Annotated in this window: 22 protein-coding genes; 11 read left to right on the top strand and 11 right to left on the bottom strand. The window is 45.4% G+C overall.

Going from position 1 to position 23,138, the window contains the following annotated elements; translation table 11 throughout:
* Nucleotides 1-98: 98 nt before the first annotated feature.
* Nucleotides 99-824 carry a polyprenol monophosphomannose synthase gene (locus QEP08_RS09995; RefSeq protein ID WP_285057582.1) on the top strand — a complete coding sequence of 242 codons (726 nt, stop codon included), beginning with the start codon at nucleotides 99-101 and terminating at the stop codon, nucleotides 822-824.
* A gap of 1 nt (nucleotide 825) precedes the next feature.
* Here the strand turns inward: QEP08_RS09995 and QEP08_RS09990 are convergent, their stop codons facing one another.
* The 4 genes from QEP08_RS09990 to proS form a co-directional block, all read right to left on the bottom strand.
* Nucleotides 826-1,329, bottom strand: a complete 504-nt coding sequence (locus QEP08_RS09990) for a YdeI/OmpD-associated family protein (protein WP_285057581.1) — start codon at nucleotides 1,327-1,329, stop codon at nucleotides 826-828.
* A gap of 279 nt (nucleotides 1,330-1,608) precedes the next feature.
* Nucleotides 1,609-2,499 carry a TIGR02757 family protein gene (locus QEP08_RS09985; protein ID WP_285057580.1) on the bottom strand — a complete coding sequence of 297 codons (891 nt, stop codon included), beginning with the start codon at nucleotides 2,497-2,499 and terminating at the stop codon, nucleotides 1,609-1,611.
* An 89-nt stretch (nucleotides 2,500-2,588) separates the two neighbouring features.
* A complete protein-coding gene (locus QEP08_RS09980) occupies nucleotides 2,589-3,728 on the bottom strand; it encodes a cystathionine gamma-synthase (RefSeq protein WP_285057579.1) in 1,140 nt (379 codons plus the stop codon).
* Between the two features lie 11 nt (nucleotides 3,729-3,739).
* Nucleotides 3,740-5,212: a proline--tRNA ligase gene (gene proS / locus QEP08_RS09975; RefSeq protein ID WP_285057578.1), complete on the bottom strand. Its 1,473-nt coding sequence runs from the start codon at nucleotides 5,210-5,212 to the stop codon at nucleotides 3,740-3,742.
* Nucleotides 5,213-5,316: 104 nt separating this feature from the next.
* On the opposite strand from proS, the gene QEP08_RS09970 reads away from it, so the two are divergent.
* Complete coding sequence (locus QEP08_RS09970) at nucleotides 5,317-6,264, top strand: hypothetical protein (RefSeq protein ID WP_285057577.1); 948 nt, start codon at nucleotides 5,317-5,319, stop codon at nucleotides 6,262-6,264.
* A gap of 17 nt (nucleotides 6,265-6,281) precedes the next feature.
* Nucleotides 6,282-7,817, top strand: coding sequence for an OmpP1/FadL family transporter (locus tag QEP08_RS09965; protein WP_285057576.1), 1,536 nt, complete (start codon nucleotides 6,282-6,284; stop codon nucleotides 7,815-7,817).
* Nucleotides 7,818-7,896: 79 nt separating this feature from the next.
* Here the strand turns inward: QEP08_RS09965 and QEP08_RS09960 are convergent, their stop codons facing one another.
* Both QEP08_RS09960 and QEP08_RS09955 read right to left on the bottom strand, forming a co-directional pair.
* On the bottom strand, nucleotides 7,897-9,747 hold the full coding sequence (locus tag QEP08_RS09960; protein ID WP_285057575.1) for a UbiD family decarboxylase: 1,851 nt from the start codon (nucleotides 9,745-9,747) through the stop codon (nucleotides 7,897-7,899).
* Nucleotides 9,748-9,920: 173 nt separating this feature from the next.
* On the bottom strand, nucleotides 9,921-10,400 hold the full coding sequence (locus QEP08_RS09955; protein ID WP_285057574.1) for a Dps family protein: 480 nt from the start codon (nucleotides 10,398-10,400) through the stop codon (nucleotides 9,921-9,923).
* 185 nt (nucleotides 10,401-10,585) lie between these two features.
* On the opposite strand from QEP08_RS09955, the gene QEP08_RS09950 reads away from it, so the two are divergent.
* Together QEP08_RS09950 and QEP08_RS09945 are read left to right on the top strand one after the other, a co-directional pair.
* Nucleotides 10,586-11,824, top strand: coding sequence for a LysM peptidoglycan-binding domain-containing protein (locus tag QEP08_RS09950; protein WP_285057573.1), 1,239 nt, complete (start codon nucleotides 10,586-10,588; stop codon nucleotides 11,822-11,824).
* Complete coding sequence (locus QEP08_RS09945; protein WP_285057572.1) at nucleotides 11,811-12,452, top strand: uridine kinase family protein; 642 nt, start codon at nucleotides 11,811-11,813, stop codon at nucleotides 12,450-12,452. The genes QEP08_RS09950 and QEP08_RS09945 overlap by 14 nt, the downstream gene beginning before the upstream one ends.
* 18 nt (nucleotides 12,453-12,470) lie before the next feature.
* On the opposite strand, the gene QEP08_RS09940 is transcribed toward QEP08_RS09945, so the two are convergent.
* The 5 genes from QEP08_RS09940 to QEP08_RS09920 are packed head-to-tail and all read right to left on the bottom strand — an operon-like array spanning nucleotide 12,471 to nucleotide 18,052.
* Nucleotides 12,471-13,130, bottom strand: a complete 660-nt coding sequence (locus QEP08_RS09940; RefSeq protein ID WP_285057571.1) for a CoA transferase subunit B — start codon at nucleotides 13,128-13,130, stop codon at nucleotides 12,471-12,473.
* Between the two features lie 5 nt (nucleotides 13,131-13,135).
* Nucleotides 13,136-13,837, bottom strand: a complete 702-nt coding sequence (locus tag QEP08_RS09935) for a CoA transferase subunit A (protein ID WP_285057570.1) — start codon at nucleotides 13,835-13,837, stop codon at nucleotides 13,136-13,138.
* Nucleotides 13,838-13,887: 50 nt separating this feature from the next.
* A complete protein-coding gene (locus QEP08_RS09930) occupies nucleotides 13,888-14,976 on the bottom strand; it encodes a PQQ-dependent sugar dehydrogenase (protein ID WP_285057569.1) in 1,089 nt (362 codons plus the stop codon).
* Nucleotides 14,977-15,023: 47 nt separating this feature from the next.
* Nucleotides 15,024-17,399, bottom strand: coding sequence for an endonuclease MutS2 (locus QEP08_RS09925; protein WP_285057568.1), 2,376 nt, complete (start codon nucleotides 17,397-17,399; stop codon nucleotides 15,024-15,026).
* A gap of 2 nt (nucleotides 17,400-17,401) precedes the next feature.
* Entirely contained in the window at nucleotides 17,402-18,052 is a 651-nt protein-coding gene (locus QEP08_RS09920; protein WP_285057567.1) for a DUF4296 domain-containing protein, read from the bottom strand.
* 72 nt (nucleotides 18,053-18,124) lie between these two features.
* On the opposite strand from QEP08_RS09920, the gene QEP08_RS09915 reads away from it, so the two are divergent.
* The 6 genes from QEP08_RS09915 to QEP08_RS09890 all read left to right on the top strand — a co-directional run bounded on the left by QEP08_RS09915 (nucleotide 18,125) and on the right by QEP08_RS09890 (nucleotide 23,122).
* Nucleotides 18,125-18,814: a YggS family pyridoxal phosphate-dependent enzyme gene (locus QEP08_RS09915; RefSeq protein ID WP_285057566.1), complete on the top strand. Its 690-nt coding sequence runs from the start codon at nucleotides 18,125-18,127 to the stop codon at nucleotides 18,812-18,814.
* 2 nt (nucleotides 18,815-18,816) lie between these two features.
* Entirely contained in the window at nucleotides 18,817-19,302 is a 486-nt protein-coding gene (locus QEP08_RS09910; protein ID WP_285057565.1) for a GNAT family N-acetyltransferase, read from the top strand.
* Between the two features lies 1 nt (nucleotide 19,303).
* The gene (locus QEP08_RS09905; RefSeq protein WP_285057564.1) at nucleotides 19,304-20,110 is read left to right on the top strand and encodes a DUF3298 and DUF4163 domain-containing protein; all 807 of its coding nucleotides are present in this window, start codon (nucleotides 19,304-19,306) and stop codon (nucleotides 20,108-20,110) included.
* Nucleotides 20,111-21,379 (top strand): aspartate kinase, encoded by a 1,269-nt coding sequence (locus QEP08_RS09900; RefSeq protein ID WP_285057563.1) that lies wholly within the window; start codon nucleotides 20,111-20,113, stop codon nucleotides 21,377-21,379.
* The gene (locus QEP08_RS09895) at nucleotides 21,376-22,575 is read left to right on the top strand and encodes a class I SAM-dependent methyltransferase (protein ID WP_285057562.1); all 1,200 of its coding nucleotides are present in this window, start codon (nucleotides 21,376-21,378) and stop codon (nucleotides 22,573-22,575) included. The genes QEP08_RS09900 and QEP08_RS09895 overlap by 4 nt, the downstream gene beginning before the upstream one ends.
* Before the next feature lie 61 nt (nucleotides 22,576-22,636).
* Nucleotides 22,637-23,122 carry an ankyrin repeat domain-containing protein gene (locus tag QEP08_RS09890; protein ID WP_285057561.1) on the top strand — a complete coding sequence of 162 codons (486 nt, stop codon included), beginning with the start codon at nucleotides 22,637-22,639 and terminating at the stop codon, nucleotides 23,120-23,122.
* Nucleotides 23,123-23,138 lie beyond the last annotated feature (16 nt).

Here is a 23,138-nt window from a genome sequence, read left to right as displayed (position 1 = left end):
CTTTAATGTGATTTAACACAAATTAACCTTTAGTATGTCGATACTGCTAAAGGTTTTTTCATTTAGATTATATAATTTCGCACATTAATTTATTCTACGTGTCAGACAGCTTAGTCATAATTCCTACTTACAACGAAAAAGAGAATATCGAACGGATCATTAGAAAGGTTTTTTCTTTAAGTTACTTTTTTGAAATTTTAATCATTGATGATGGCTCACCTGACGGCACTGCTGATATCGTAAAAAAGCTGCAGCTGGAATATCCTGCACTGCATTTGGAACAGAGAACGGGAAAGCTAGGCCTGGGTACTGCGTATATACATGGTTTTAAATGGGCGCTGGAAAGACCACAATACGGTTATATATTTGAGATGGATGCCGATTTCTCTCACAACCCTGACGACCTGATCAAACTCAGACAAGCCTGCATAGAAGGCGCAGATGTAGCCATCGGTTCCCGCTATGTGAGAGGAGTAAATGTAGTGAACTGGCCAATGAGCAGAGTGCTCATGTCTTATTTTGCTTCCATGTACGTGCGGCTGATCACCAGGATCGATATTCAGGATGCAACAGCGGGATTTAAATGTTACAAGCGACGGGTGCTGGAGAAAATTCCGATGGAAAAGATCAAGTTTGTGGGCTATGCTTTTCAGATCGAGATGAAGTTTACAGCCATTAAATATGGATTTAAAGTAGTAGAGGTACCCATCATTTTCACAGACCGTACGGAAGGCACTTCTAAAATGAGCACAAGGATTTTTAGAGAAGCATTTCTTGGTGTAATCCAAATGAAGGTCTGGAGCTGGTTCAGGAAATACAGTTAGTTCATTCCTTTCCCTCACGCATCATTTCACTGAATGTCATTCCCCTGTCCATTGCGGATACGATCTTAACCAGTCTTTTGGTTCGGGTAGGTTCCGTTTTAGCTGAGTTTAGCCAGTTGATATACCAGTTCCGGTGCGACATTGGCAGTTTCATAAAACCTTCCATCAAATGCGGTTCATCTGACAGACAAAGCTCCAGGTCTTCGGGTATTTCAATTTTAAAATCTTTGTCTTCTTCCAGCTGAAGTTCAACAATTGCCCCTTTTTCTTTTCTTAGCTGTTTTCGCAAACTGGCTTTCAATGCAATGATAAAATCGCCCTCTCCCATTGGAACAGTAGCCATTCCGACAATTTCGACGTGATCTATCCTACCTTTAACCCTAAAGCTCTTTTTACAATCAGGCTTAATTTCATTGGCTATAGTGCCGGGGATAAACACATAGCTCCAGCCTGTTTTTTCGCCCATTTCAGCAAAACGCTCTATCTCAGCTTTGAAAGTGATCATATAAGAATTTGAAAGTGATCATATAAGAATTAAAGATATTAAGAATCTGGCAAAGCAAAAATACATAGTTACCGGCATCTGAAAAAATGGTATGGGATGGAAAACACACTTGCTATATGCACCCAAAAAAAGTCGGGTTAAGATGAGGACATAGGGAATTGTGCCCTTTTTCAGGGCGCAAGATCCAGTCCGAAGCTAACCCGACTTTTTAATTAAATAAAAACATGGAGTTTTTAGTATGAAGTGCAGTCTAAAATAACAATATCTACTTTCGAAAGCTCAAAACTTCTCTTCAATCCCCAGCCCAAACAACGCAAAGTCATACTTTACAGGATCCAGCGGATCAAACCGAAGCAGTTGAGCAGTGAGTTCAACAGCAGTACGCCAATCCGTCTGCTTCCTTTCAATGAGGCCAAGTTTGCGGGCCACACGATCCACATGAACGTCGCATGGGCAAATAAGATCTGATGGTTTAAGCGTGTTCCATATACCAAAATCCACACCCATATTGTCTTTTCTGACCATCCACCTGAGAAACATGTTGAGCCGCTTACAGGTCGATTTCTGCAAAGGTGATGAAACATGCTTAATGGTCCGGCGCGGATAATCAGGCAGAGAAAAAAAATAAGCACGGAAATAGTTGAGAGCCCTTTCTATTTTAGGCTGCTGCAAAGCAAGCTCAGAAAGCATGCAGGCGGAAGAACTGTAAGCAGCATTGTTGTCAGACAACTCATCAGCAGAAACAAGACCGGCTAATGAGTCAATACCAGAATAGCTATCGAGAAAAACATCAGAAGGCGCAAGAAAAGCAGCTTCCAGGCTCTCATGCTGACTATAATGCTCCCGAAAAAAAGCAACAAAATACAACAAGTCCGTATCGTTGAATGTACGGTGCCTGAAACCCAAAAGACCCTTCAGATCATCATCAGTATGGTGCAGCATGAACTGGTAGGGATCATTATCCATACGCTGAAATAGCTCATTGCACTTGTTGATGATGGTTTTGCGTTGTCCCCATGCTAAAATTGCCGCAAAGAAAGCAGCAATTTCAATATCCTGTTTTTTGGTATACTGGTGAGGGATACAGATGGGATCATTCTGAATAAAATCAGGTCTGTTGTACTGAGCAGCCTTTAAATCTAAAAAATCCTTCAGTTCTAAAAATTCCAATAGCTATCGTATTTATTTTAGTCAGGCCGGGATGCCGGGCTATTCCGAAGCGGGCCCGGGAATAAACACTCAGCATGACGATCAGCTAATTATTTAAGCGCCTGTTCCAGATCTTCAAGCAGGTCATCGATATCTTCAACGCCAACACTCAAACGCAGCAGGTTATCTGTTATCCCGACTTTTTCACGTTCCTCTTTAGGAATTGAACCATGCGTCATAGTCGTCGGATGGTTGATCAGGGATTCCACGCCACCCAGCGATTCTGCTAAAGTGAAAACCCTGAACGAAGAAGCAATGCGAAAAGTCTCTTTCAGATCTGCATCTTTCAACGTGATGGAAACCATCCCGCCAAAACCACGCATCTGCCTTTTAGCAATGTCATGATTAGGATGGTCTTCAAAACCCGGCCAGTAGATCTTGTCGATCTTTGGATGGTTTTTTAAAAAACGGGCAACCTTTTCACCATTCTCGCAATGCGCTTTCATCCGCAGGTGAAGCGTTTTGATCCCCCTCAGCACCAAAAAAGCATCCTGGGGACCCGGGGTAGCACCACAAGCATTATAGATGAACCAAAGATCTTTGTAGAGCTGGTCGTCATTGACCACCAAAGCGCCCATCACAACATCTGAATGGCCCCCTATGTATTTCGTAACAGAATGCATCACAATATCAGCACCCTGATCCATAGGATTTTGGAGATATGGTGAAGCAAAAGTATTGTCGACGGCCAGCAGCAGGCTATGCTGTTTACTAATCCTTGCAACGCCCTCAATATCAATGATCCGCATGGTTGGATTGGTAGGAGTTTCTATCCAGATCAGCCTGGTCTTGTCATTGATGGCCGGTAGTATGTTTTCAGGTTTGGACAGATCCAGGAAATGAAATTTGATGCCGTATTTTTCATAAACCTTAGTGAAAATACGATAAGAACCGCCATAAAGATCATTACCAGTGATCACTTCGTCACCGGGCTTCAGCAACTTAAGTACCGCATCGGTCGCTCCCATTCCGCTGGAAAACGCAAGACCATATCTGGCATTCTCCAGAGCAGCCAAACAGTCTTCCAATGCCTTACGGGTCGGGTTTGTGCCTCTGGAATACTCATATCCCTTGTTGTCACCCGGAGACTTCTGCCAGTAGGTGGAGGTTTGGTATATAGGGGTCATGACTGCCCCTGTTGTAGGGTCAGGTTCCTGACCGGCATGAATAGCTTTAGTTGCGAATTTCATAATTACTGAGATTAATAAGCCCTGGCAAATAGCACGCGCTGGGTAGAGGGCTTGCCTGAGTAGATACAAACCCCGTCTTCCTGCTGATTATCTAAAGGAACGCATCTGATAGTGGCTTTAGTCTCTTCCTTAATCTTTTGTTCAGTTTCAGGAGTGCCATCCCAGTGTGCGGAGATGAAACCGGCCTTGCCGTCCAGCAACTCTTTAAACTCTTCGTATGAATTGGCCGGGGTAATGTGTTCCGCCCTGAAATCAAACGCTTTTTTATAAATGTTCTGCTGTATATCTTCTAACAGTTGTGGAATATAGATCTCCAGCCCTTCCTGGTTTACTGTCTGCTTTTCACGGGTATCCCTGCGGGCAAGCTCTACAGTTCCGTTTTCCATATCACGGGCGCCAATCGCAAGACGGACAGGCACACCCTTAAGCTCGTATTCTGCAAATTTGAAGCCCGGACGCTGTGTATCCCGGTCGTCGTATTTAACCGAAATGCCCAGGCGTTTTAGCTTGGCGATCAGGGTATCCACAAAAGCTGAAATATTATTGAGTTCCTCGTCTGTTTTATAGATCGGCACGATGACCACCTGTATAGGTGCCAGTTTAGGCGGAAGTACCAATCCGGCATCGTCGCTGTGCGCCATGATCAGCGCACCCATCAAGCGGGTTGAAACCCCCCATGAACTGGCCCATACATGTTCCAGTTTACCTTCTTTGCTGGTAAATTTGACATCAAATGCTTTCGCGAAGTTCTGACCCAGGAAGTGCGAGGTACCGGCTTGTAAGGCCTTACCGTCCTGCATCAATGCCTCAATACAATAGGTATCCAGTGCACCTGCAAAACGCTCGTTGGGAGTTTTTACACCTTTAACCACTGGCACGCCCATCCAGTTCTCCGCAAAATCGGCATAAACATCGAGCATCTGTCTGGTTTCAGCGATTGCTTCTTCAGCTGTTGCATGAGCGGTATGCCCTTCCTGCCAAAGGAACTCTGTAGTCCGCAGGAACAAACGCGTACGCATTTCCCATCGCACAACATTGGCCCATTGGTTGACCAGGATGGGCAGGTCACGGTACGATTGGATCCATCCTTTATAGGTGTTCCATATGATGGTTTCAGATGTAGGCCTTACGATCAGTTCTTCTTCCAGTTTAGCGGTTTCATCTACGATAATGTTTCCGTTTCCGTCATTTTTCAGACGATAGTGTGTCACAACGGCACATTCTGTCGCAAAACCCTCTACGTGAGAAGCTTCCTTGGAAAAAAATGACTTAGGAATGAATAAAGGAAAATAAGCATTACTGTGCCCGGTATCTTTGAATTTTTGATCTAAAACCGCCTGCATCTTCTCCCAAATGGAGTATCCGTAAGGTTTTATGACCATGCAGCCTTTAACCGCAGAATGCTCTGCCAGGTCTGCTTTTATAACAATGTCGTTATACCACTGGGAATAATCTTCGTTTTTACTTGTAATGCCTTTGCTCATATCTGAATGGAACGTTATTTGTGTTAAATACCTTGTATAGTAAGCTGCAAATTTATAAATTTATAGCTACAAAAAAATTGCGACACACAAACAACATATAAGTTATGAAACCTAACCATTTATTCACAAGTATGCTCGCGCTGGCAACGATCGTTGTCACGTCCTGTTCTGCGCCGAAACTCGCGCAGCAGAGCACCAATGATGATGACGTTTATAACACTACCGCGAAGGTGAAGATATACACCCCGGCACCGGTTAAGCCATCTCAAACCACTACAGATGACCAGGAGTACGCTGAAAGCGATTACTATGGCACAAGTGATCCATACTATGACATGGATTATTCCTCACGGATCAACAGGTTCTATTATTCCAGTCCGTGGAGGAGCTATTACGATCCTTATTTTTATAGCGGATGGTATCCGTACAACAGCTGGTCTGTAGGTATCGGCTATAGTCCGTTTTACAATAGCTACTGGAACTCTCCGTATTCAGGATGGGGCTATGCTTATTCTCCGTTTTGGGGTTATAACAATTTTGGCTGGAACAACTACTATTATGGAGGCGGCTATTATGGCGGAGGATTTTTAGGAGGTGGTTATTATGGAGGCGGCTATTATGGAGGCGGTTTTTACACTGGCAGAACAACTAATGCGCCGGATTACCGGGCGAGACCGGCTGTGGGCAGGGAAAATGGTATCGGTACTTACCGTCCCGGCGGCAGAACATCAGGCACAACCAGGTCAGACGTAAATGGCAGCGTGATTTCAAGACAGACCAGATCTGAAAGATATGGTACCAGTGACAATAACGTTACCACAAATCCGAGAACAAGCAACAGGCGCTCCCAGGATTCCCCTCAGCCAGCACAAAGGCCAACAAGAACCGAGAACTATACACCCCCTGCCCGTCAGGCTGACAGACCGACCTATACTCCGCCTCCAGCAAGAAGTGACGGGGGTGGATCAAGAAGTAGTGGCTCCGGCAGTAGTGGGAGCGGTAGCAGCGGTAGTAGTAGTGGTGCAAGATCAGGAAGAGCAGGAAGAGGCTAATTATTTATTTATTTAAGATGAAGAAAATCACATTATCTCTAGTGGTTACAGTAGCCGCTACAGTATCGACATATGCCCAGAGCTACGCTCCTGATGCCCTAAAATTCTCTCAGACCAATTATGGAAGCACTGCGAGATTCAAAGGAATGGGCGGCGCCCAAATTGGAGTAGGCGGCGACATGAGTTCTCTGGGTGGTAATCCGGCAGGATTAGGCCTTTTTACTAAGTCTGAGTTTGGTTTAACTCCGGAATTCAATGGCATGACCGGTAAAGCAAGTTTTTTGAATACAACAACTGATTCCAATAAAGATCGTCTGAACCTCAACAATTTGGGTGTTGTGCTATACAGCCCTTCTCTCCGGGCCAAAGGCGAAAGCATGCAAACAGGTGTGGTCAGTTCTGTTTTCGGAATTGGATATGCACGCAACAATGACTTCGGAGCCGATTTTAGTTATACCGGAGTGAACTCCGCGAACTCGATCGCGGATTATTTTACAGACGATGCTAATGCTTACAACAAAGCCCCTAATCAACTTCCTGAAGGAAGCTTAGGTAGAATGGCTTTTGATGGATTCATCATAGACTATGATGATTTCACTACACCATCCAAGCCTTTCTACCGTGCCTCTACGAGAAACAACAGCGACGTCCAGACAGAGTCAAATACGCAGAGGCAAGGTGAAATGAGAAGTGGGTCTACCTCTGAACTTACAGCTGGCGGAGCACTGAATATCGCTAATCAGGTCTATATAGGTGCGAGTATCGGACTGGTAAACGTCCGTTACACCAATGATGCCCAATATTTTGAATCCGGTTATAACTTTACGGAAGACTCAAGATATGACCTCACATTTGCAAAAAACCAGGAAACTACAGGTTCAGGATTTAATGCAAGACTGGGTGTGATCTTCAGACCGGTTGGAAACTTCAGGATCGGGGCGACTATGCAGACACCAACATGGTTGCTAATTGAAGACAACACCACATTTAAACTGGATACCAGGATAGCTACCGGGCCGAACGCTAAAGATTATACAAATGCTCCCGCCAACTATACTTTTACTTACCGTCTCCGTACCCCATTAAAAGGATCATTGGGTGCCAGCTATGTAATTGGCGGTAAAGCGTTGATTTCTGCAGACGTAGACTATATTGATTATTCAACCATCAGATTTTCTACTGATCAGGGAAATGACCCGGATAGAATTATTGATGAAAATAATACCGTAAAGAATTTTTACAAGGGTGCTGTTAACTACAGACTTGGAGCAGAGTATAAAGTTGACAATGCATTTAGTTTAAGAGGCGGTTACGGCAATAACGGAAGTGCGATAAAAGGAGATGACGATGGCTATTTTGACACTAAGTATTACAGCGGTGGTCTCGGATATCGAGTAAACAATTATTATTTTGATTTAACTTATCAGCGTGCGGAAACAAATACTGATTTATCGCCATATATAGTTGGCTCTGCTGAAAATCCAGAAGAGCCTGTTGCAAACATTAAAACTGCAAGAAACAATGTATTTCTGACCTTTGGGGTTAGGTTCTAAAAAATATAAGTTTTTCATTCTGTAAGGGCTGGCGATTTGATTGCCAGCCCTTTTTTATCTCCCGGGTTTCCATGCGGCCTTATATGATCCCATGGAGCGGACCGCCCGGCAAGCCCAGTTGGTCCACCCGATCTTCAACACCAGCATCTTTGATCAGCTCAGGCGCATGATGCGGCTTTTTACGTGCATCGATAATCACAGGACCTTTACAACCCCAGTGTTTGTCTTGAATAAAAGCATCAATACCATGTATATCTGTAGCAGGATTACTCCTGGTAAAAGTGACCCATACCAGATTATTGATATTTGCGGCAGTGAATTCAGCATCATCACAGAGTACAATAAGTGCTATGCCTTTTAGCTCGTCTCGTTTGAGTATTGAATTGATCCTGCCGATTTCTTTTTCGGTATTTACTCCGTCAATATATGTCGGAGCCTGCAAAGCGAGTACCCCCGGAATGGCCAGTTTAAACTCACCAAAACCATCGGAAAGACCTGTTCCTTCAATGTACAACCCTTTTGGATCAACAGTAGAAAGCTCCCTTTTTATGTCACCCGCTGCAGCAAACACAACTTTGGAGCCCGCATTTAATCCCTCGCCACTATAGTCCAGTGTATCTATGGTCGTCTGCGTATGAAAGTGCAGATCCCTGCTGAAATCCATACGGGACAGCACATGCTGCAGAAATGCAGAAAGATTGTGTGTATCCAGCTGCTCATTATCTTCCCTTGCGGCAATGAACAGGTATTTGGCCAGACTCAGCTGATTTTTACCTAATATGTGGTTGGCTATGGTCAGGATCTCCTGCGGCCGTCTTTCCTTAAGATATGGCGTATAGCGTTCGCTGCCTATCGCAAAAAGCAAAGGATGTACACCGGCGGCATCCACCGCATTCACTTCTTTTAATCCATGTATTTCTTTGGGCAATGCTGATCCTGCGATCTCGTGGATCAACGCACCAAAACTGGTATCTTCCTGCGGAGGCCTCCCCACGACAGTAAACGACCAGATGGCATCTTTGCGATGGTATACGTTATGCACCTTCATCAGCGGGAATGGATGAGTAAGGCTATAATAGCCCAGATGGTCTCCAAACGGTCCTTCAGGTTTATTTTCCTGCGGATAAACCGTTCCGGTAATGACAAAATCAGCATCAGCCGAGATGCAAAATCCCTCATCATCATAAAAATACCTGAACCTTCGGTTGCCCAGCGCCCCGGCGAATGTCATTTCAGACAAGCCTTCCGGCAACGGCATCACTGCCGCCAGGGGATGTGATGGCGGACCACCAACAAATATACTCACTTTTAAAGGCTGGCCTTTGGCATTCGCTTTACTCTGGTGAACCCCTATCCCCCGGTGGATCTGGTAATGCAACCCGATTTCTTGATCCTGGATATAATCATTGCCTGCCAGCTGGATACGGTACATACCCAGGTTGGCATTGAGTACTCCTGGTTTGTCAATGTCTTCTGTATAAACCTGTGGCATAGTGATGAACGGGCCGCCATCCATAGGCCAGTTTACAATCTGCGGCAGTGCGGAGATGGTAGTTTTGCTGAATGTATTTTTAAAAATGCTTTGTTTCAGCGGAAGCGCAGTTAAAGCGGTAAGGCCAATCCCCGGTAGCTTAAACGGATTTTTCAATGCCCTCACAGGGTCAGAACGCAGGGTTACCAGTTGTTCAACCTTAGGCAGACTGTCCCTGAACATGAACTTTGAGCGTTCCAGGGTACCAAACAGATTGGAAACTGCAGGAAACGGACTGTCTTTTACCTTTTCAAAAAACAAAGCAGGGCCTTGCTGTTCATATACTCTAAGATGTATGGCAGCCATTTCCAGATAAGGATCGACTTCTTCTTTTATTCGGATCAGATGACCATGTTTTTCCAGATCCGCAACACATTCGGCTAAGCTCTTATATCCCATATCTGTCAAAGGTAATTAAATCAGAGATGCTAAGAAAAAAAGTCGCTGTGCAAATATTGGCAAAACGGGAATGCCATAAAACGTCATTGCGAGGCACAAAGTATCTCATGAGGGGATTGCTTCGTGCCTCGCAATGACGAGTAACCGAACCTTAATATTGTTAAATGCAGGTACTATTTCTTTCCTGCAAAGGAACGGAGCATCCAGGTATTTTTCTCTTTAAACTGCATGAACTTGTTTACCATATCATTGGTGCCATCATCACCAGCCTGTTCCGTAGCTTCCAGAAGCTCACGCTCCAGCTGGATCAGGTGGGCCATGTCTTCAAGCACAGCGTCAACCATATCCAGGTCTTTCATCCCGATAGTATTGACCTCTTTGATGCCCGATTCTTTGATATAGTCCGCGAAGCGGCTGTGCGGTGGTTTTCCCAGCGTCAGTACACGTTCTGCGATCTCGTCGATGGTCAGCTGAGCGTTGGTATATAACTCTTCAAATTTGATGTGCAATGTAAAGAAGTTCTGCCCTTTGATGTTCCAGTGACATCCCCTTAATTTCTGATAATGAACATGGTAGTTGGCCAGGTAATCATTAAGCAGGTCAACTACAGGTTTTACTTCTTTTTCATTTAAACTGATTTCTTTTGCGTCCATGGTATTAATTTTTTTATTTTGCCCTTCTTCCGGGATTAGGTGGTATAACAAAGATAGCTGAAAATGGTTTAAAAATATCTCTGAAAAGACAATAGGATGCGCTAAACAGCGTTTATAATTACAATTCAACAGGGGGTTACTTTATTATTCGTATTATTGCTCAAAATTTTTTTATCAGGACATTAATGTATAAATACTGTATAATAGCAGTTGCTGCTATTCTTTTTAATATAAATACTTCATCAGCAAACACCAGGGATTCAATAGGGGTTGAAAATCAAAATGGTAAAAAGGTGATCATTCATAAGGTTGTAGCCAAAGACACTTATTATTCCATTGCCAGAAGATACAATGTCAATCCCAAGGATGTGATGAACTTTAACGACAGCAAATATTTGCAGATCGGTGTCATTATTAAAGTACCAACTTCCATGCCATATACGGTCAATTATGGTACTGCGACCGCTAAAAACACGCCAGGAAGCACAACGGCAACACTTTCTGCTGCTGATACAAAAAGCACCGAACAGGAACTGGTCGACCATGCCGTACAAAAGAAAGAAAATCTAAATATGCTTGCGGAAAAGTATGGCACTACGGTAAATGAGATCAAAAGAGTAAATAACTTAAGGTCTATAAATCTCCAGATCGGACAAGTATTAAAGATTCCGGTTAAAGCAGGAGAGAAAGCATCTGAAAATACTGAGACAGCATCGGCGCAAAAGGTAAATCCAGCTGTAGTTCAACCTGCGGTTGTACAAACTACTGTGCAGCAGCCAGTGCAAAAGCCAGTGACGTCTGCACCTGTGCCGGACAAAAAAGAGATCAACAAGAACATTGACCTGAACCAGAAGACGACTGTGGAGAGCAAACCGGACAGCGATGAGCTCATCGTTCATACGGTAGCCTCAAATGAAACCATTTATTCCATCGCTACGAAATATAAGCTGACCATCGATCAGCTTAAAGCTAAAAACGACCTGACTACCAGCTCACTGCATGTAGGCCAAAAACTGCTGATCAAAGGTCAGTATCCTGTGAAATCTGAGAATGAACCATTTGCCAGCGAAGCTGACTCCCTGCGTTCCATCAAGGATCCTTCGCTAAGATATCCGGCCAGCCGTTATGGTCTGAACCAGATTGAAGAAAAAGGAACAGCGGTATGGATTGCTGATGCAGATCTTGATCCTTCTAAAATGCTCGTATTGCACCGTACTGCCCCAATAGGCGGCATTATCAAAATTACCAACCCCATGAGCAACAGGTCTACCTTTGCAAAGGTTGTTGGTAAATTTACTGAAAATGAGTCCACAAAAGATGTTATCATTGTAATGACGAAAGCTGTCGCAGACGCACTGGGTGCACTCGACAGACGTTTTTATTGCAATTTAACGTACGGCGGACAAGAAAATGAACAAAAATAAACCTTTCATCATAGGTATCGCCGGTGGCAGCGGCTCCGGAAAAACCTTCTTTTTAAATTCCTTCTTACACCATTTTAAAAATGACGAGGTCACCCTTGTTTCCCAGGACGACTATTATTTCCCGGCAGGGGAAATGACCCAGGAAGAAAATAAACTGTACAACTTCGACCTGCCTTCCACGATAGACAATGAGCAGTTTTTACTGGACATTAAGCGACTGGTAAAAGGCGAGGTCGTTTATAAAAAAGAATACAATTTCAATAACCCATTGGCGATAGTCAAAATCCTCGAAGTCAACCCTGCACCTATCATCATTGTTGAAGGCCTGTTCATTTTACATTTCAAAGAAATAGCCGCGTTACTGGATTACAGGATCTTTGTAGAAGCAGAAGAAGCGGTCGCATTGCAGCGCAGAATAAAACGGGACGGCATGGAACGTGGCTATCCGGAGGATGACGTGCTGTACAAATGGCACAACCATGTAGTACCTGCCTACAAGGAATTCCTGCTGCCTTATAAAGGAGCAGCAGACAAGGTTGTGATCAATAATCTGGATACTCCTGAAGACATCATCAGAATTACGGAGGAGATCTCAAAGGACCTGAAGCCAAGATATTGCAACAAATAAATACCAGCGGATTCCGGGTTAATCCAGCACCATTTCCGGCGCATCGTCATCGGCATAAAGCTTACCTGAAGTAGCCTTCCTGATGTAATCCACACTCACACCCGGTGCCCGCTCTATCAGTTTAAAACCGCCTTCCTGCAATACATCAAATACGGCCAGCTCTGTCACGATCTTCCTGATGCACCGCACTCCGGTGAGCGGCAAGGTACAGGCTGGCAGCAATTTGCTCTCCCCTGCTTTGTTCACATGCTGCATGGCCACAATGATGTTCCTGGCAGAAGCCACCAAATCCATCGCACCTCCCATCCCCTTTACCATTTTTCCCGGAATCTTCCAATTGGCAATGTCACCATTTTCAGACACCTCCATAGCACCCAAAATTGTCAGGTCTATTTTCTGGCTCCTGATCATACCAAAACTCATTGCAGAATCAAATATCGAAGAACCCGGCAAAGTCGTGATGGTTTGTTTACCCGCATTGATCAGGTCAGGATCCTCTTCTCCTTCAAAAGGAAACGGGCCCATGCCCAATAAACCGTTTTCGGACTGCAGCACCACATTGACCCCTTCGGGAATGTAATTGGCAACCAGCGTAGGAATACCAATCCCTAAATTTACGTAATACCCGTCTTTTATCTCTTTTGCGATACGTTTCGCAATTCCGTTCTTATCCAGCATGCCGGTCAGCTTTTAGTTCTAACAGTCCTTTGTTCAATTCTCTTTTCATAGCCTGAGCCCTGAAATATGCGGTGCACATACACACCTGGCGTATGCACCTGGTCCGGATCAAGTTCACCGGCCTCGACCAGTTCCTCCACCTCAGCAATGGTTACCTTGCCGGCCATGGCCATGACCGGATTAAAATTGCGACTGGTAAACCTGTAGACCAGGTTACCGGCTGTATCGCCCTTCCAAGCCTTTACAATGGCAAAATCCGCATCAAAAGCATATTCCATCAGGTAATCTTTCCCATTAAAGTTTCGCACTTCTTTGCCTTCGGCGACCTCAGTACCTACTCCTGCCGGTGTATAAATGGCAGGCATACCGTATCCTGCAGCCATACACCTGGTAGCCAGCGTACCCTGCGGAATCAGTTCGACTTCCAGTTCGCCGCTCAAAAGCTGGCGCTCAAACTCGGCATTCTCACCAACATAAGAAGAAATCATTTTTTTTACCTGGCGCTGCTGCAGCATCAGCCCTATGCCAAAATCGTCCACACCGGCATTGTTAGAGATACAGGTCAGTTGCCCGACCCCTTTTTTTACCAATGCGGTAATGCAGTTTTCAGGAATCCCGCAGAGGCCAAAACCGCCCAGCATGAGCGTACTGCCATCTGTTATGTCCTTAATGGCTTCATCAGCACCGGAAACAACCTTGTTTATCATGATAATAAGTTTTGCTGCTAAATTATACTATATCCGGCATCCAACACAACTTATTTAGTGATTTCTATAATTTTATCGTTCGAACTATTACTACTGGCAATATATACTTTGCCGTCCGGACTCTGGCAGATGGCCCTTAACCGGCCAAATTCATTTACAAAATAGTCCTTGGTGCCGGTAATCTGGTCTCCGGAACTGTTCAGTTTAAGTTGTATAAATCTGGATGCTTTCAAAGTCACCAGAAGCAGCGAGTTTTTCCACTGGGGAATGTGATCGGAATTGTAATAATTAAGTCCTGCCGTCGCTATCGTCGGTGTCCAGGCAGTGAGGGGTTCAACCACATCATTGGCGGTACAGAATGTTTTTTCGGCGGTTTCATTGCAGTATCCCTCCACATTCGGCCAGCCGTAATTTCGCCCTTTCAGGATCACATTGATCTCATCGTCACTATTCGGCCCATGTTCTGAAGAATAGATCCGGCCATTGGCCTCCACCAAGCCTTGCGGATTCCTGTGCCCCAGGCTCCAAAGCCTGTTCCCCGCCATTGGATTATCGGCCGGAACAGAACCGTCCAGGTTGACCCTTAAGACCTTGCCCGACAAAGAACCGGGGTTCTGCGCATTGCTGGCTGTGCTCGCATCACCGGTTGTGATCAGCAGTTTTTGATCGGAAGTGATCAGCAGCCTTGAACCATTGTGGATGGAGGCCGCAGGGATCTGGTCCAGAATGATCAGCGGAGGCCCCAGCGTACCGCCACTATAAGTAAACCTGACCACTTTTTCTTTGTAAGGGCTGCCATAATTATAAACCACATATACCCAGGGATTGGTATCAAACTGCGGATGCAATGCCATGCCCAGTAAGCCGCCTTCGCCATTGGAAACTACATCAGGAATGCTGTAAACCAGTGAAACAGCCCCTGTTTGGGGATTTACCCTGCTAATCTTACCCGATCTTTCGGTGATCCAGATCTGCTGGTCGGGGCCATAAACCATTTCCCACACATGAGCAAGACCACTGCTCAGGACACGGGTTTTAATGTCCGCATCCGGCAGTTCCTCACCCGGATCTTTAGCATTCTTTTTGCAGGCCAGTACCGGGATCATCAGTACGGCAAGCAACATGACCAGTGATTTCATAAGACAAGCATTTTACCTTATAACATACTGATAATAAATATGTTTACCTAATTGAAATAAACATAGGAAATTCCGTCACCGCCGCGGTCTGCATGCTCATCCTCCACCCTGTTCACCTGGCTGTATTTCTTTAAATATTCGCGGATCAGCTTCCGGAGAATACCGTCGCCCTTGCCATGAATGATCTTGATGAAAGGAAAACCAAGCATCAGGGATTTGTCCAGATATTTTTCCAGTTCATAAAGCGCATCATCACCCCGCTGGCCCCTAAGGTCCAGTTCGGCATTAAAACTGGAGATCGCTTCAGAGATGCTGCCAGTATAGGAATTACTTTGTACCGCCTTTTTAGCCTGTTTATTACTGATCTTTTGTACCCGGTTCTTTTTCAGCACAGAACGCAGGTCACCAAGCGCCACCACCAGGTTATCCCTGTTGATCTCCAGCACCTGCCCTGTCGTCTCACTGTTGTTCAGCTGCACCCAGTCACCCACCTCAATTGGCGTATTCACCGGTTTAACAGGTTCAGCCTTTACCGGTTCCTCCTTCACCTGATGCTGCACCAGTTGTTTTTGCAGGTTCTGCCGCAGCTCTTTCGCAACTGTCTTATCAGCTTTGGTCTCCTTGATCTCCGCAATCGTATTTTCCACCAGCTTATTGGCATTTTTAATGATGTTCTGGGCCTCTAGCTTGGCCTCTTTGATCAGTACTTTTTTATTCTCATCCAAAAACAGCTTCAGCTTCTCATTCTCAGCAACCAGGTTCTTTACCTTGTTCTGCTGATTGGCCAAATGAACCTTCGTATCGTGAATCTGTTTCTTTTCACGTTCCAGATCGACCAGCAAACTATCGATCCTGTTTTGATTGGTTCCGGTCTTTGCCCTTGCAAGTTCGAGCACTTCTTTCTGCAAGCCGATATTCTGGGCGATCTCAAAAGCATAAGAACTGCCCGGTTTGCCTATTTCCAGCACGTACATCGGCTTCATGCGGTCGTTATCAAACAACATGGAAGCATTTTCCAAGCCGGGTGTATTGCCGGCAAACAACTTTAAATTGGAATAATGCGTTGTAATGACCCCACGGACTTTTTTATTATTGAGTACCTCCAGTACAGCCTCTGCCATCGGCCCGCCAAACTGCGGATCTGTACCCGTACCAAACTCATCGATCAGTACCAGTGATTTTGGCGTGGCATGTGCCACAAAATACCGCATCTTAGTCAAATGCGCACTATATGTACTCAGGTCACTCTCTATAGACTGGTCATCGCCGATGTCGGCAAAAATCTGGTCAAAAACCCCCACCTCGCTCGACTCATGAACAGGAATGAGCAGACCCGATTGCACCATGACCTGCAGCAAGCCAACGGTTTTCATACACACAGACTTACCGCCGGCATTAGGGCCCGACACCACCAGTATTCTCAGGTTTTCATTTAGATGTGCATTTAAAGGCACTACCGTCTTGCCATCCTCCTTAAAAGAAAGATACAGCAGTGGATGCGTCGCATTCACCAGTTTGGTTTTAGGCTCATTGAGCAGCACTGGCATATCTGCCTGTACATCAATCGCAAACAAAGCCTTGGCCCGTACAAAATCAAGTTTGGTCAGGAAACCATGATAAGACAGCAATAGCGGCGTATAAGGTCTCAGATCATTGGTCAGTGCAATCAGAATCCTGATGACCTCGCGGCGCTTGTCAAACTCCAGGTCGCGCAGCTTGTTGTTTAAAGCAAAAACCTCCTCCGGTTCGATGTAGACCGTTTGCCCGCTGGCGGACTCATCATGTACAAATCCCCTTAGTTTTCTTTTGTTTTCGGCGAGCACCGGGATGCACATCCTGCCGTCACGTATCGTTAGACTGCCATCGGCCACCCAATTGCTGGCTACTGCCTGTTTGTAGATCGAGTCCATGCGCTTGCGCACATCCTGCTCGCCTTTAGCGATATCACCGATGATCTGCTGCAACAACGGAGAAGCATTGGGTTTGATCTTCCCTTTCGGGTCCAGCACCGCCTCTATTTTTTTGAGGATGTTCTTTTCTACCGGCAAGTGCTCAAACAAAGCCTCCAGGTTCGGGTAGATCTCCTTGCGCTCATCAAAGAACCTCAGTACAGAAAAGACAGTCTGCAACGAAGCATACATCTGGTGCAGCTCCTCCTCTACCAGATAAGTCCCCTCTACCCTGATCTTTTCGGCCAGGGTCTTGATGTCAAAAAATGTACTGATCTGCAGGGGCTCCTGGTTTTGAAGGATACTTTTAAACTCGTAGGTCTGTCTCAGAAACTTATTGATCTGATCAAACTTGGTCATGACCTGCATTTTGCCGACCATCTGCTGGCCCATCGGGCTCAGGCAATGCTGATGAATAAGTTGCTTTATCTCATTAAAACCCAACCGCTCCAAACAATTCTCCGGATACAACATACTTATTTTACTGATTTAGCTTTTTTTACTGAGTTAACTTTTGTGGTTGCTTTAACCTGTTTCGCTTTTCTAATCGAATCCTTTTTCCTGACCAGCCTAAGTGAATCAAACGCTTTTCTAATCCGTTCCTTTGATTTCAGACGTTCTGCCGGCGACAACCTCGCATTTTTAAGAGAATCCATTTGCCGCAAGAATTTTTTCTGTTCCCTGGCGAATTTAAGGGAGTCAGACTTTTTTATTGAATCGTTTTTGAGCTTCAGCGAATCTGCCTTCATCTTTGCCTTTTGCGTCTTGAGTATTTTCACATTCGCCAGGGAGTCTGCCCTTACAAATGCCTTCTTTTCTTTATCCAGCCGGCTCACCACCTGATCATAAATCTCTGTCATTACCTTCGGATTTTTACTATAATACGCCAGACTCCTCGCATAAAGCGCAGAATCAATACCAAATTTTTTATAAATGCCTTTATAGTAACTCGCTGCAACCATCTTAGCGGTATCGCTATGGGTAATGACGTTAATGTAACCGTCAAAAACATGAATGTCGTGCAGAACCAGAGCCATCTTATCTGGCTGGATCAGGTCTTTGGGAATGCCCGGCTTGCAGCCAATCATCAATAAAAAGGAAAACGCTATATATATAAAGTTCTTCATTAGAATCTAAAACATCATTATTTCTTAGCCAAAGTTCGCCAAGGTTCTTATTTTTACCAAAAATACTGATAAATGAGTATAGCCGGGAACTTATTAAAATATAAAAAGGAAATAGAAAGCGATGGCGTGCAATTGGTGGCCGTATCCAAATTTCAGCAGGCCGACGCTGTGCTGGAAGCTTACAATGCCGGACACCGCGTATTTGGCGAGAACCTGGTGCAGGAACTCGTTGAAAAACAGGCACAGTTACCGCAAGATATCCAGTGGCACCTAATCGGCCACTTGCAGACCAACAAAGTAAAATACATAGCACCATTCATCAGCATGATCGAATCTGTAGACAGTTTAAAACTACTGGCCGAGATCAACAAACAAGCTGCAAAACACAACCGGGTGATCGATTGCCTGCTGCAGATCTATATCGCCGATGAAGACACGAAATTTGGTCTGGGATTTGATGAAGCCATAGAACTGCTCCGGTCGGAAGAATTTGCCGGGCTGAAGAACATCCGCATTACCGGACTGATGGGTATAGCCAGTAACAACGCAACTGAAAAGCAGACCGTTGACGAGTTTACTGAATTAAAAGTATTCTTTGACGGTATAAAAATGAGCTTCTTCAGAAAAGACGACGCCTTCAAAGAAGTGTCAATGGGTATGTCCGGAGATTACAAGCTCGCCATCGAAGCGGGAAGCACCATGGTGAGGATAGGAAGCAGTATTTTTGGTAAAAGAGTGATCAAACATTACAAAGCACAATAACAATGGACCTCAATATAAGAATTGCTGAAAAAGCAGACTGCCCGCGGATACTTGAACTGATCAATGAGCTTGCCGTTTATGAGAAAGCTCCTGAAGAAGTTACCGTTACCTTACAAGAATTTGAAGATGCCGGCTTTGGTACAAATCCTGTCTGGAAGGCCTTTGTGGCTACAGATGATAACATTATTGTAGGTTTCGCCCTCTACTATACACGTTACTCGACCTGGAAAGGCTGCCGCCTGTACCTGGAGGATTTCCTGGTCACCGAAGATTACCGCGGAAAAGGCATCGGCAAAATCCTTTTTGAAAAGGTAGTGCAGGAAGCCAGGGAAGGCAATTACAATGGCATGGTATGGCAAGTACTCGACTGGAACGAGCCAGCCATCAACTTTTACAACAAATATGCCGCCGGTATAGAGCCCGGCTGGCTCAATGCCTCTTTTTCGAAAGAACAAATCGAGAATTTAACAGCGCAAATTGCAAACTAACATGAGAAAAACAGGACTATTTGTGCTGCTGATCAGCTTCATGGCTTGTCAGAGTGAGAAAAAAACGACAGATGCTACAGACACCACCCTGTCCGGTGCAGCTGATACACTGACCTACAGCTACGACTCCGTAAAGGTATACAGTAAAAACCCGCTGTCCAGGGACAAGAACACCACAGACACCTCAAAAGCAGTGATTTCCTATCCCGTGTTTGCAGACGAAGACGTCAATGACTTTATATTGAAAAAAGTCATGCTTACTGCAGATTCCGGCAAGAACTACACCTCTTACCAGGCCTATGCTGCTGATTTCATCAAAGGCTTTGACGATTTCCAAAAAACAGAAAAAGACAGTCCGCAAACCTGGTTCCTGGAAATCAGGAACGAAGTAGCTGCTCAAAAGCCAGGCTATTTGTCTGTGAAAAGCAGATTTGTGAGCTATATGGGCGGGGCACATCCCAACACAGTTTATACCTATCATAACTACAACACCACCAGCAAGCAGGAGATCCTGCTGGATTCGCTGCTGCTTCCCGGCACAATGCCTAAACTGACTGCCGTAGCCGAAGAGATCTTCAGGAAGAATGAAAAACTAAGCCCTGAAGCTAGTTTAAAAGACGGTTATTTCTTTGAAAACAACATCTTCAGCCTCAATCATAACTTTACAGTCACAACAGAAGGCCTGAAATTTCTTTATAACCCCTATGAAATCAAGGCCTATGTATTTGGCACGACTGAACTGCTGATCCCATTTTCTGCCCTCAAAGGCATTGCTAAACCGAATTCTTTACTTAGTCCATCCAATTAAATGCAGGTATTTAAGTTTGGCGGCGCATCGGTAAAAGATGCCGATGGCGTTAGAAATCTGACCTCAATCCTATTAAACCAGCCCGGAGCGGAACTGCTCATCGTGATCTCTGCAATGGGCAAGATCACCGATAAACTGGAAGAGCTCTGCAAGACCTATCAATATGGCGGGGAAAACACGCAACAGATCTTCGAAGAGATCAAACAATTTCATTTCCATATCCTGAACGACCTGCTTCCGGACCACAGCAATCCCGTTTACGATGACGTGGCCAATACCTTTGTGGAGATCGACTGGCTTCTGGAAGACGCACCTGATGACGCACCGGATTATGTGTACGACCAGATCGTATCCATCGGCGAACTTGTATCCACTAAAATCGTCAGCGCATATCTGAGCGAAATGGGCTGCAATGTCAAATGGATCGATGCCCGCAATTTCATTCACACCGACAATACCTATAAAGAAGGCAAGGTAAACTGGGAGAAAACCGAACAGGAAATCCAAAAACACCTGGTACCTGTGCTCGAGAAGAGCATCGGGGTCACACAGGGCTTCATCGGCAGTACCAGCGAAAACTTTACCACCACCCTGGGCAGGGACGGCTCCGACTATTCCGCCGCTATATTTGCCGCCTGCCTGCAGGCAGATGCCCTGACCATCTGGAAAGACGTACCCGGAGTGCTCAATGCAGACCCCAAATGGTTTGACGAGACCCAGCGAATTCCGCAGCTTTCTTATCACGACGCGATAGAACTGGCTTATTACGGTGCAACGATCATCCATCCAAAAACGATCAAACCCATTCAGAACAAAAACATCCCGCTGTATGTACGCTCCTTTTTACAGCCGGACGCCCCGGGTACAGACATCACAGGTTTAAACAACCACCTGCCTGTCCCCTCCTTCATCTTTAAAGTGAACCAGGCGCTGATCTCTATATTTCCGAAGGATTTTTCATTCATCATAGAAGAAAACCTGAGTGACATCTTCAGCCTTTTCCACAAGCATAAGGTCAAGATCAACACCATGCTCAATTCTGCGATCAGCTTTTCGGTAAGTTTTGACCATGATCCGGCAAAGCTGGAGGCACTCATTGCCGATCTGTCCGTCCATTACAAGGTAAAATACAATACCGGACTGGAACTGGTGACCATCAGGTATTATAACCAGCAAACTATAGACCGGGTAACAGTCAATAAAAACATCATTCTGGAAGTAAAAAGCAGGCATACCTGCCAGATCGTAATGAGGGATAAAGTGGTGTGAACAAGCGGATCACAGATAGCGATGTCCAGGAATACATCAACAGTCACCTGACTGCCGATGTGCATAAAATCGCCATGGCCAAAAGCCCGTTCCCGGATGTTTCCGCAGCAGACCTCGCCGGCCAGATTGCCGCGAAGAGCAAATGCATGAAGAAACTGCCCTCCTGGTTCCGGCAGAAAGGGATCTACTACCCTTCCCTCTTATCTGTGGAACAATGCTCCTCAGAAGCCACCGCACAGTACAAATCCAGTCTAGCCTTAACCAGCCCTTTAATAGACCTTACAGGCGGATTTGGTGTGGACAGTCATTATTTTGCCAAATCCGCAAGTGCAGTAACCCATTGCGAGATCAATGACGATCTGTCAGAAATAGCAGCCCACAACGCAGGAGTATTCGGGCAGACCAACATACAGTTTCTGCAAGGCGATGGTCTTGGGTACCTTTCCGCCACAGATCAAACCTTCGATACCATTTATATCGACCCCGCCAGACGGAGCAGCAGTGGCAAAGTCTTCATGCTCAAAGATTGCACACCCGATGTGGTCAGCAACCTTGACCTGATGCTCTCCAAAGCCAAACGCGTCATCATTAAGACCGCTCCCTTGCTCGACATTAGCGCAGGACTGAAAGAACTTTCCAATGTCGCTGAAATCCATATCCTGAGCGTCAGAAACGAAGTCAAAGAACTCCTCTGGATCATAGAAAAGGATAAACCAAAAGATCATCAGATAAAAATCGCAGCAGTAACCCTCAATGACGTGGTGAAGCAGTTCAGCTTTTACAGGAATGACAATGGAGACATTACAAAGGAAGACACCTCTGCACCGCAAATCAGTACACCCCCCTATCTTTACGAGCCGGATGCCGCACTGATGAAAAGCGGTGCATTTGACCTGATCGGAGACAAATACAACCTCACGAAACTGGACCGCCAGACGCAGTTGTATTTTAGCGAAGCCATAAACCCTACCTTTCCAGGCAGGATCTTCAGGATCAGCAGCTTCATTTCGGCCGCAGCGCTCAAAAAACAAAAAGAGTTAACCGGCAATGTGATCGTCAGGAACTATCCCGACAAAGCAGAAAACCTCACCAAAAAATACAAAATCAAACCTGACCGGGAAAAGTTCCTCATCTTTACCCATAGCAAATCTAAAGGTCATTTGATCATCGAGGCCGAGATCATCCAGTATTACTAACAGAGGCTGAAAAATCTATCTGAACGGTAAACATTTCCCAAATGCAGATTGTTATACCATTATGACCGATATTGCTCAAATCATCATCCATGCTTCCAGGCTGGGAAATCTGGAAGTCCTGCAGGAACTCATCCGCCAAAATGCCGACGTCAATGTCCGCGATGCGAAAGGCTATACCCCACTCATTATCGCCTGTTACAACAACCAGTATAAAGCCGCAGAGCTGCTGCTGGAAAACGGAGCAGATGTGAACGCTCAGGACAACGGAGGAAATACCGCACTGATGGGTGTGGCATTCAAAGGATATGCCGACATCGCGCAGTTATTGATCGACAAAGGTGCACATACCGATATCCAGCACGGAAATGGAGGCACAGCCCTGATGTTTGCGGCCATGTTTGGCAGACACGACTTGCTCAAGCTGCTTTTGGCAGCAGGGGCAGACAAGCATTTGCTCGACGTCCGCGGGCTCGATGTATATGACCTTGCCGCACAGCAGGGCAATACCGAAGCCATAAACATCCTGGATAACAACATCGTCAATTAACCGGCCCTATATACCT

The organism is Pedobacter ginsengisoli (assembly GCF_030244015.1).
Classification (GTDB): Bacteria; Bacteroidota; Bacteroidia; order Sphingobacteriales; family Sphingobacteriaceae; genus Pedobacter; species Pedobacter ginsengisoli.
Note: the sequence above shows the minus strand (reverse complement) of the source record. Positions and strands in the feature narration are given on the sequence as shown.

Coding starts and splice junctions, on each gene's coding strand:
- QEP08_RS09910 (WP_285057565.1), top strand. CDS start 18,817: ATGGACCTCAATATAAGAATTGCTGAAAAAGCAGACTGCCCGCGGATA.
- QEP08_RS09920 (WP_285057567.1), bottom strand. CDS start 18,052: ATGAAGAACTTTATATATATAGCGTTTTCCTTTTTATTGATGATTGGC.
- QEP08_RS09955 (WP_285057574.1), bottom strand. CDS start 10,400: ATGGACGCAAAAGAAATCAGTTTAAATGAAAAAGAAGTAAAACCTGTA.
- QEP08_RS09905 (WP_285057564.1), top strand. CDS start 19,304: ATGAGAAAAACAGGACTATTTGTGCTGCTGATCAGCTTCATGGCTTGT.
- QEP08_RS09970 (WP_285057577.1), top strand. CDS start 5,317: ATGAAACCTAACCATTTATTCACAAGTATGCTCGCGCTGGCAACGATC.
- QEP08_RS09980 (WP_285057579.1), bottom strand. CDS start 3,728: ATGAAATTCGCAACTAAAGCTATTCATGCCGGTCAGGAACCTGACCCT.
- QEP08_RS09930 (WP_285057569.1), bottom strand. CDS start 14,976: ATGAAATCACTGGTCATGTTGCTTGCCGTACTGATGATCCCGGTACTG.
- QEP08_RS09890 (WP_285057561.1), top strand. CDS start 22,637: ATGACCGATATTGCTCAAATCATCATCCATGCTTCCAGGCTGGGAAAT.
- QEP08_RS09965 (WP_285057576.1), top strand. CDS start 6,282: ATGAAGAAAATCACATTATCTCTAGTGGTTACAGTAGCCGCTACAGTA.
- QEP08_RS09900 (WP_285057563.1), top strand. CDS start 20,111: ATGCAGGTATTTAAGTTTGGCGGCGCATCGGTAAAAGATGCCGATGGC.
- QEP08_RS09925 (WP_285057568.1), bottom strand. CDS start 17,399: ATGTTGTATCCGGAGAATTGTTTGGAGCGGTTGGGTTTTAATGAGATA.
- QEP08_RS09950 (WP_285057573.1), top strand. CDS start 10,586: ATGTATAAATACTGTATAATAGCAGTTGCTGCTATTCTTTTTAATATA.
- QEP08_RS09935 (WP_285057570.1), bottom strand. CDS start 13,837: ATGATAAACAAGGTTGTTTCCGGTGCTGATGAAGCCATTAAGGACATA.
- QEP08_RS09960 (WP_285057575.1), bottom strand. CDS start 9,747: ATGGGATATAAGAGCTTAGCCGAATGTGTTGCGGATCTGGAAAAACAT.
- QEP08_RS09945 (WP_285057572.1), top strand. CDS start 11,811: ATGAACAAAAATAAACCTTTCATCATAGGTATCGCCGGTGGCAGCGGC.
- QEP08_RS09915 (WP_285057566.1), top strand. CDS start 18,125: ATGAGTATAGCCGGGAACTTATTAAAATATAAAAAGGAAATAGAAAGC.
- proS (WP_285057578.1), bottom strand. CDS start 5,212: ATGAGCAAAGGCATTACAAGTAAAAACGAAGATTATTCCCAGTGGTAT.
- QEP08_RS09940 (WP_285057571.1), bottom strand. CDS start 13,130: ATGCTGGATAAGAACGGAATTGCGAAACGTATCGCAAAAGAGATAAAA.
- QEP08_RS09990 (WP_285057581.1), bottom strand. CDS start 1,329: ATGATCACTTTCAAAGCTGAGATAGAGCGTTTTGCTGAAATGGGCGAA.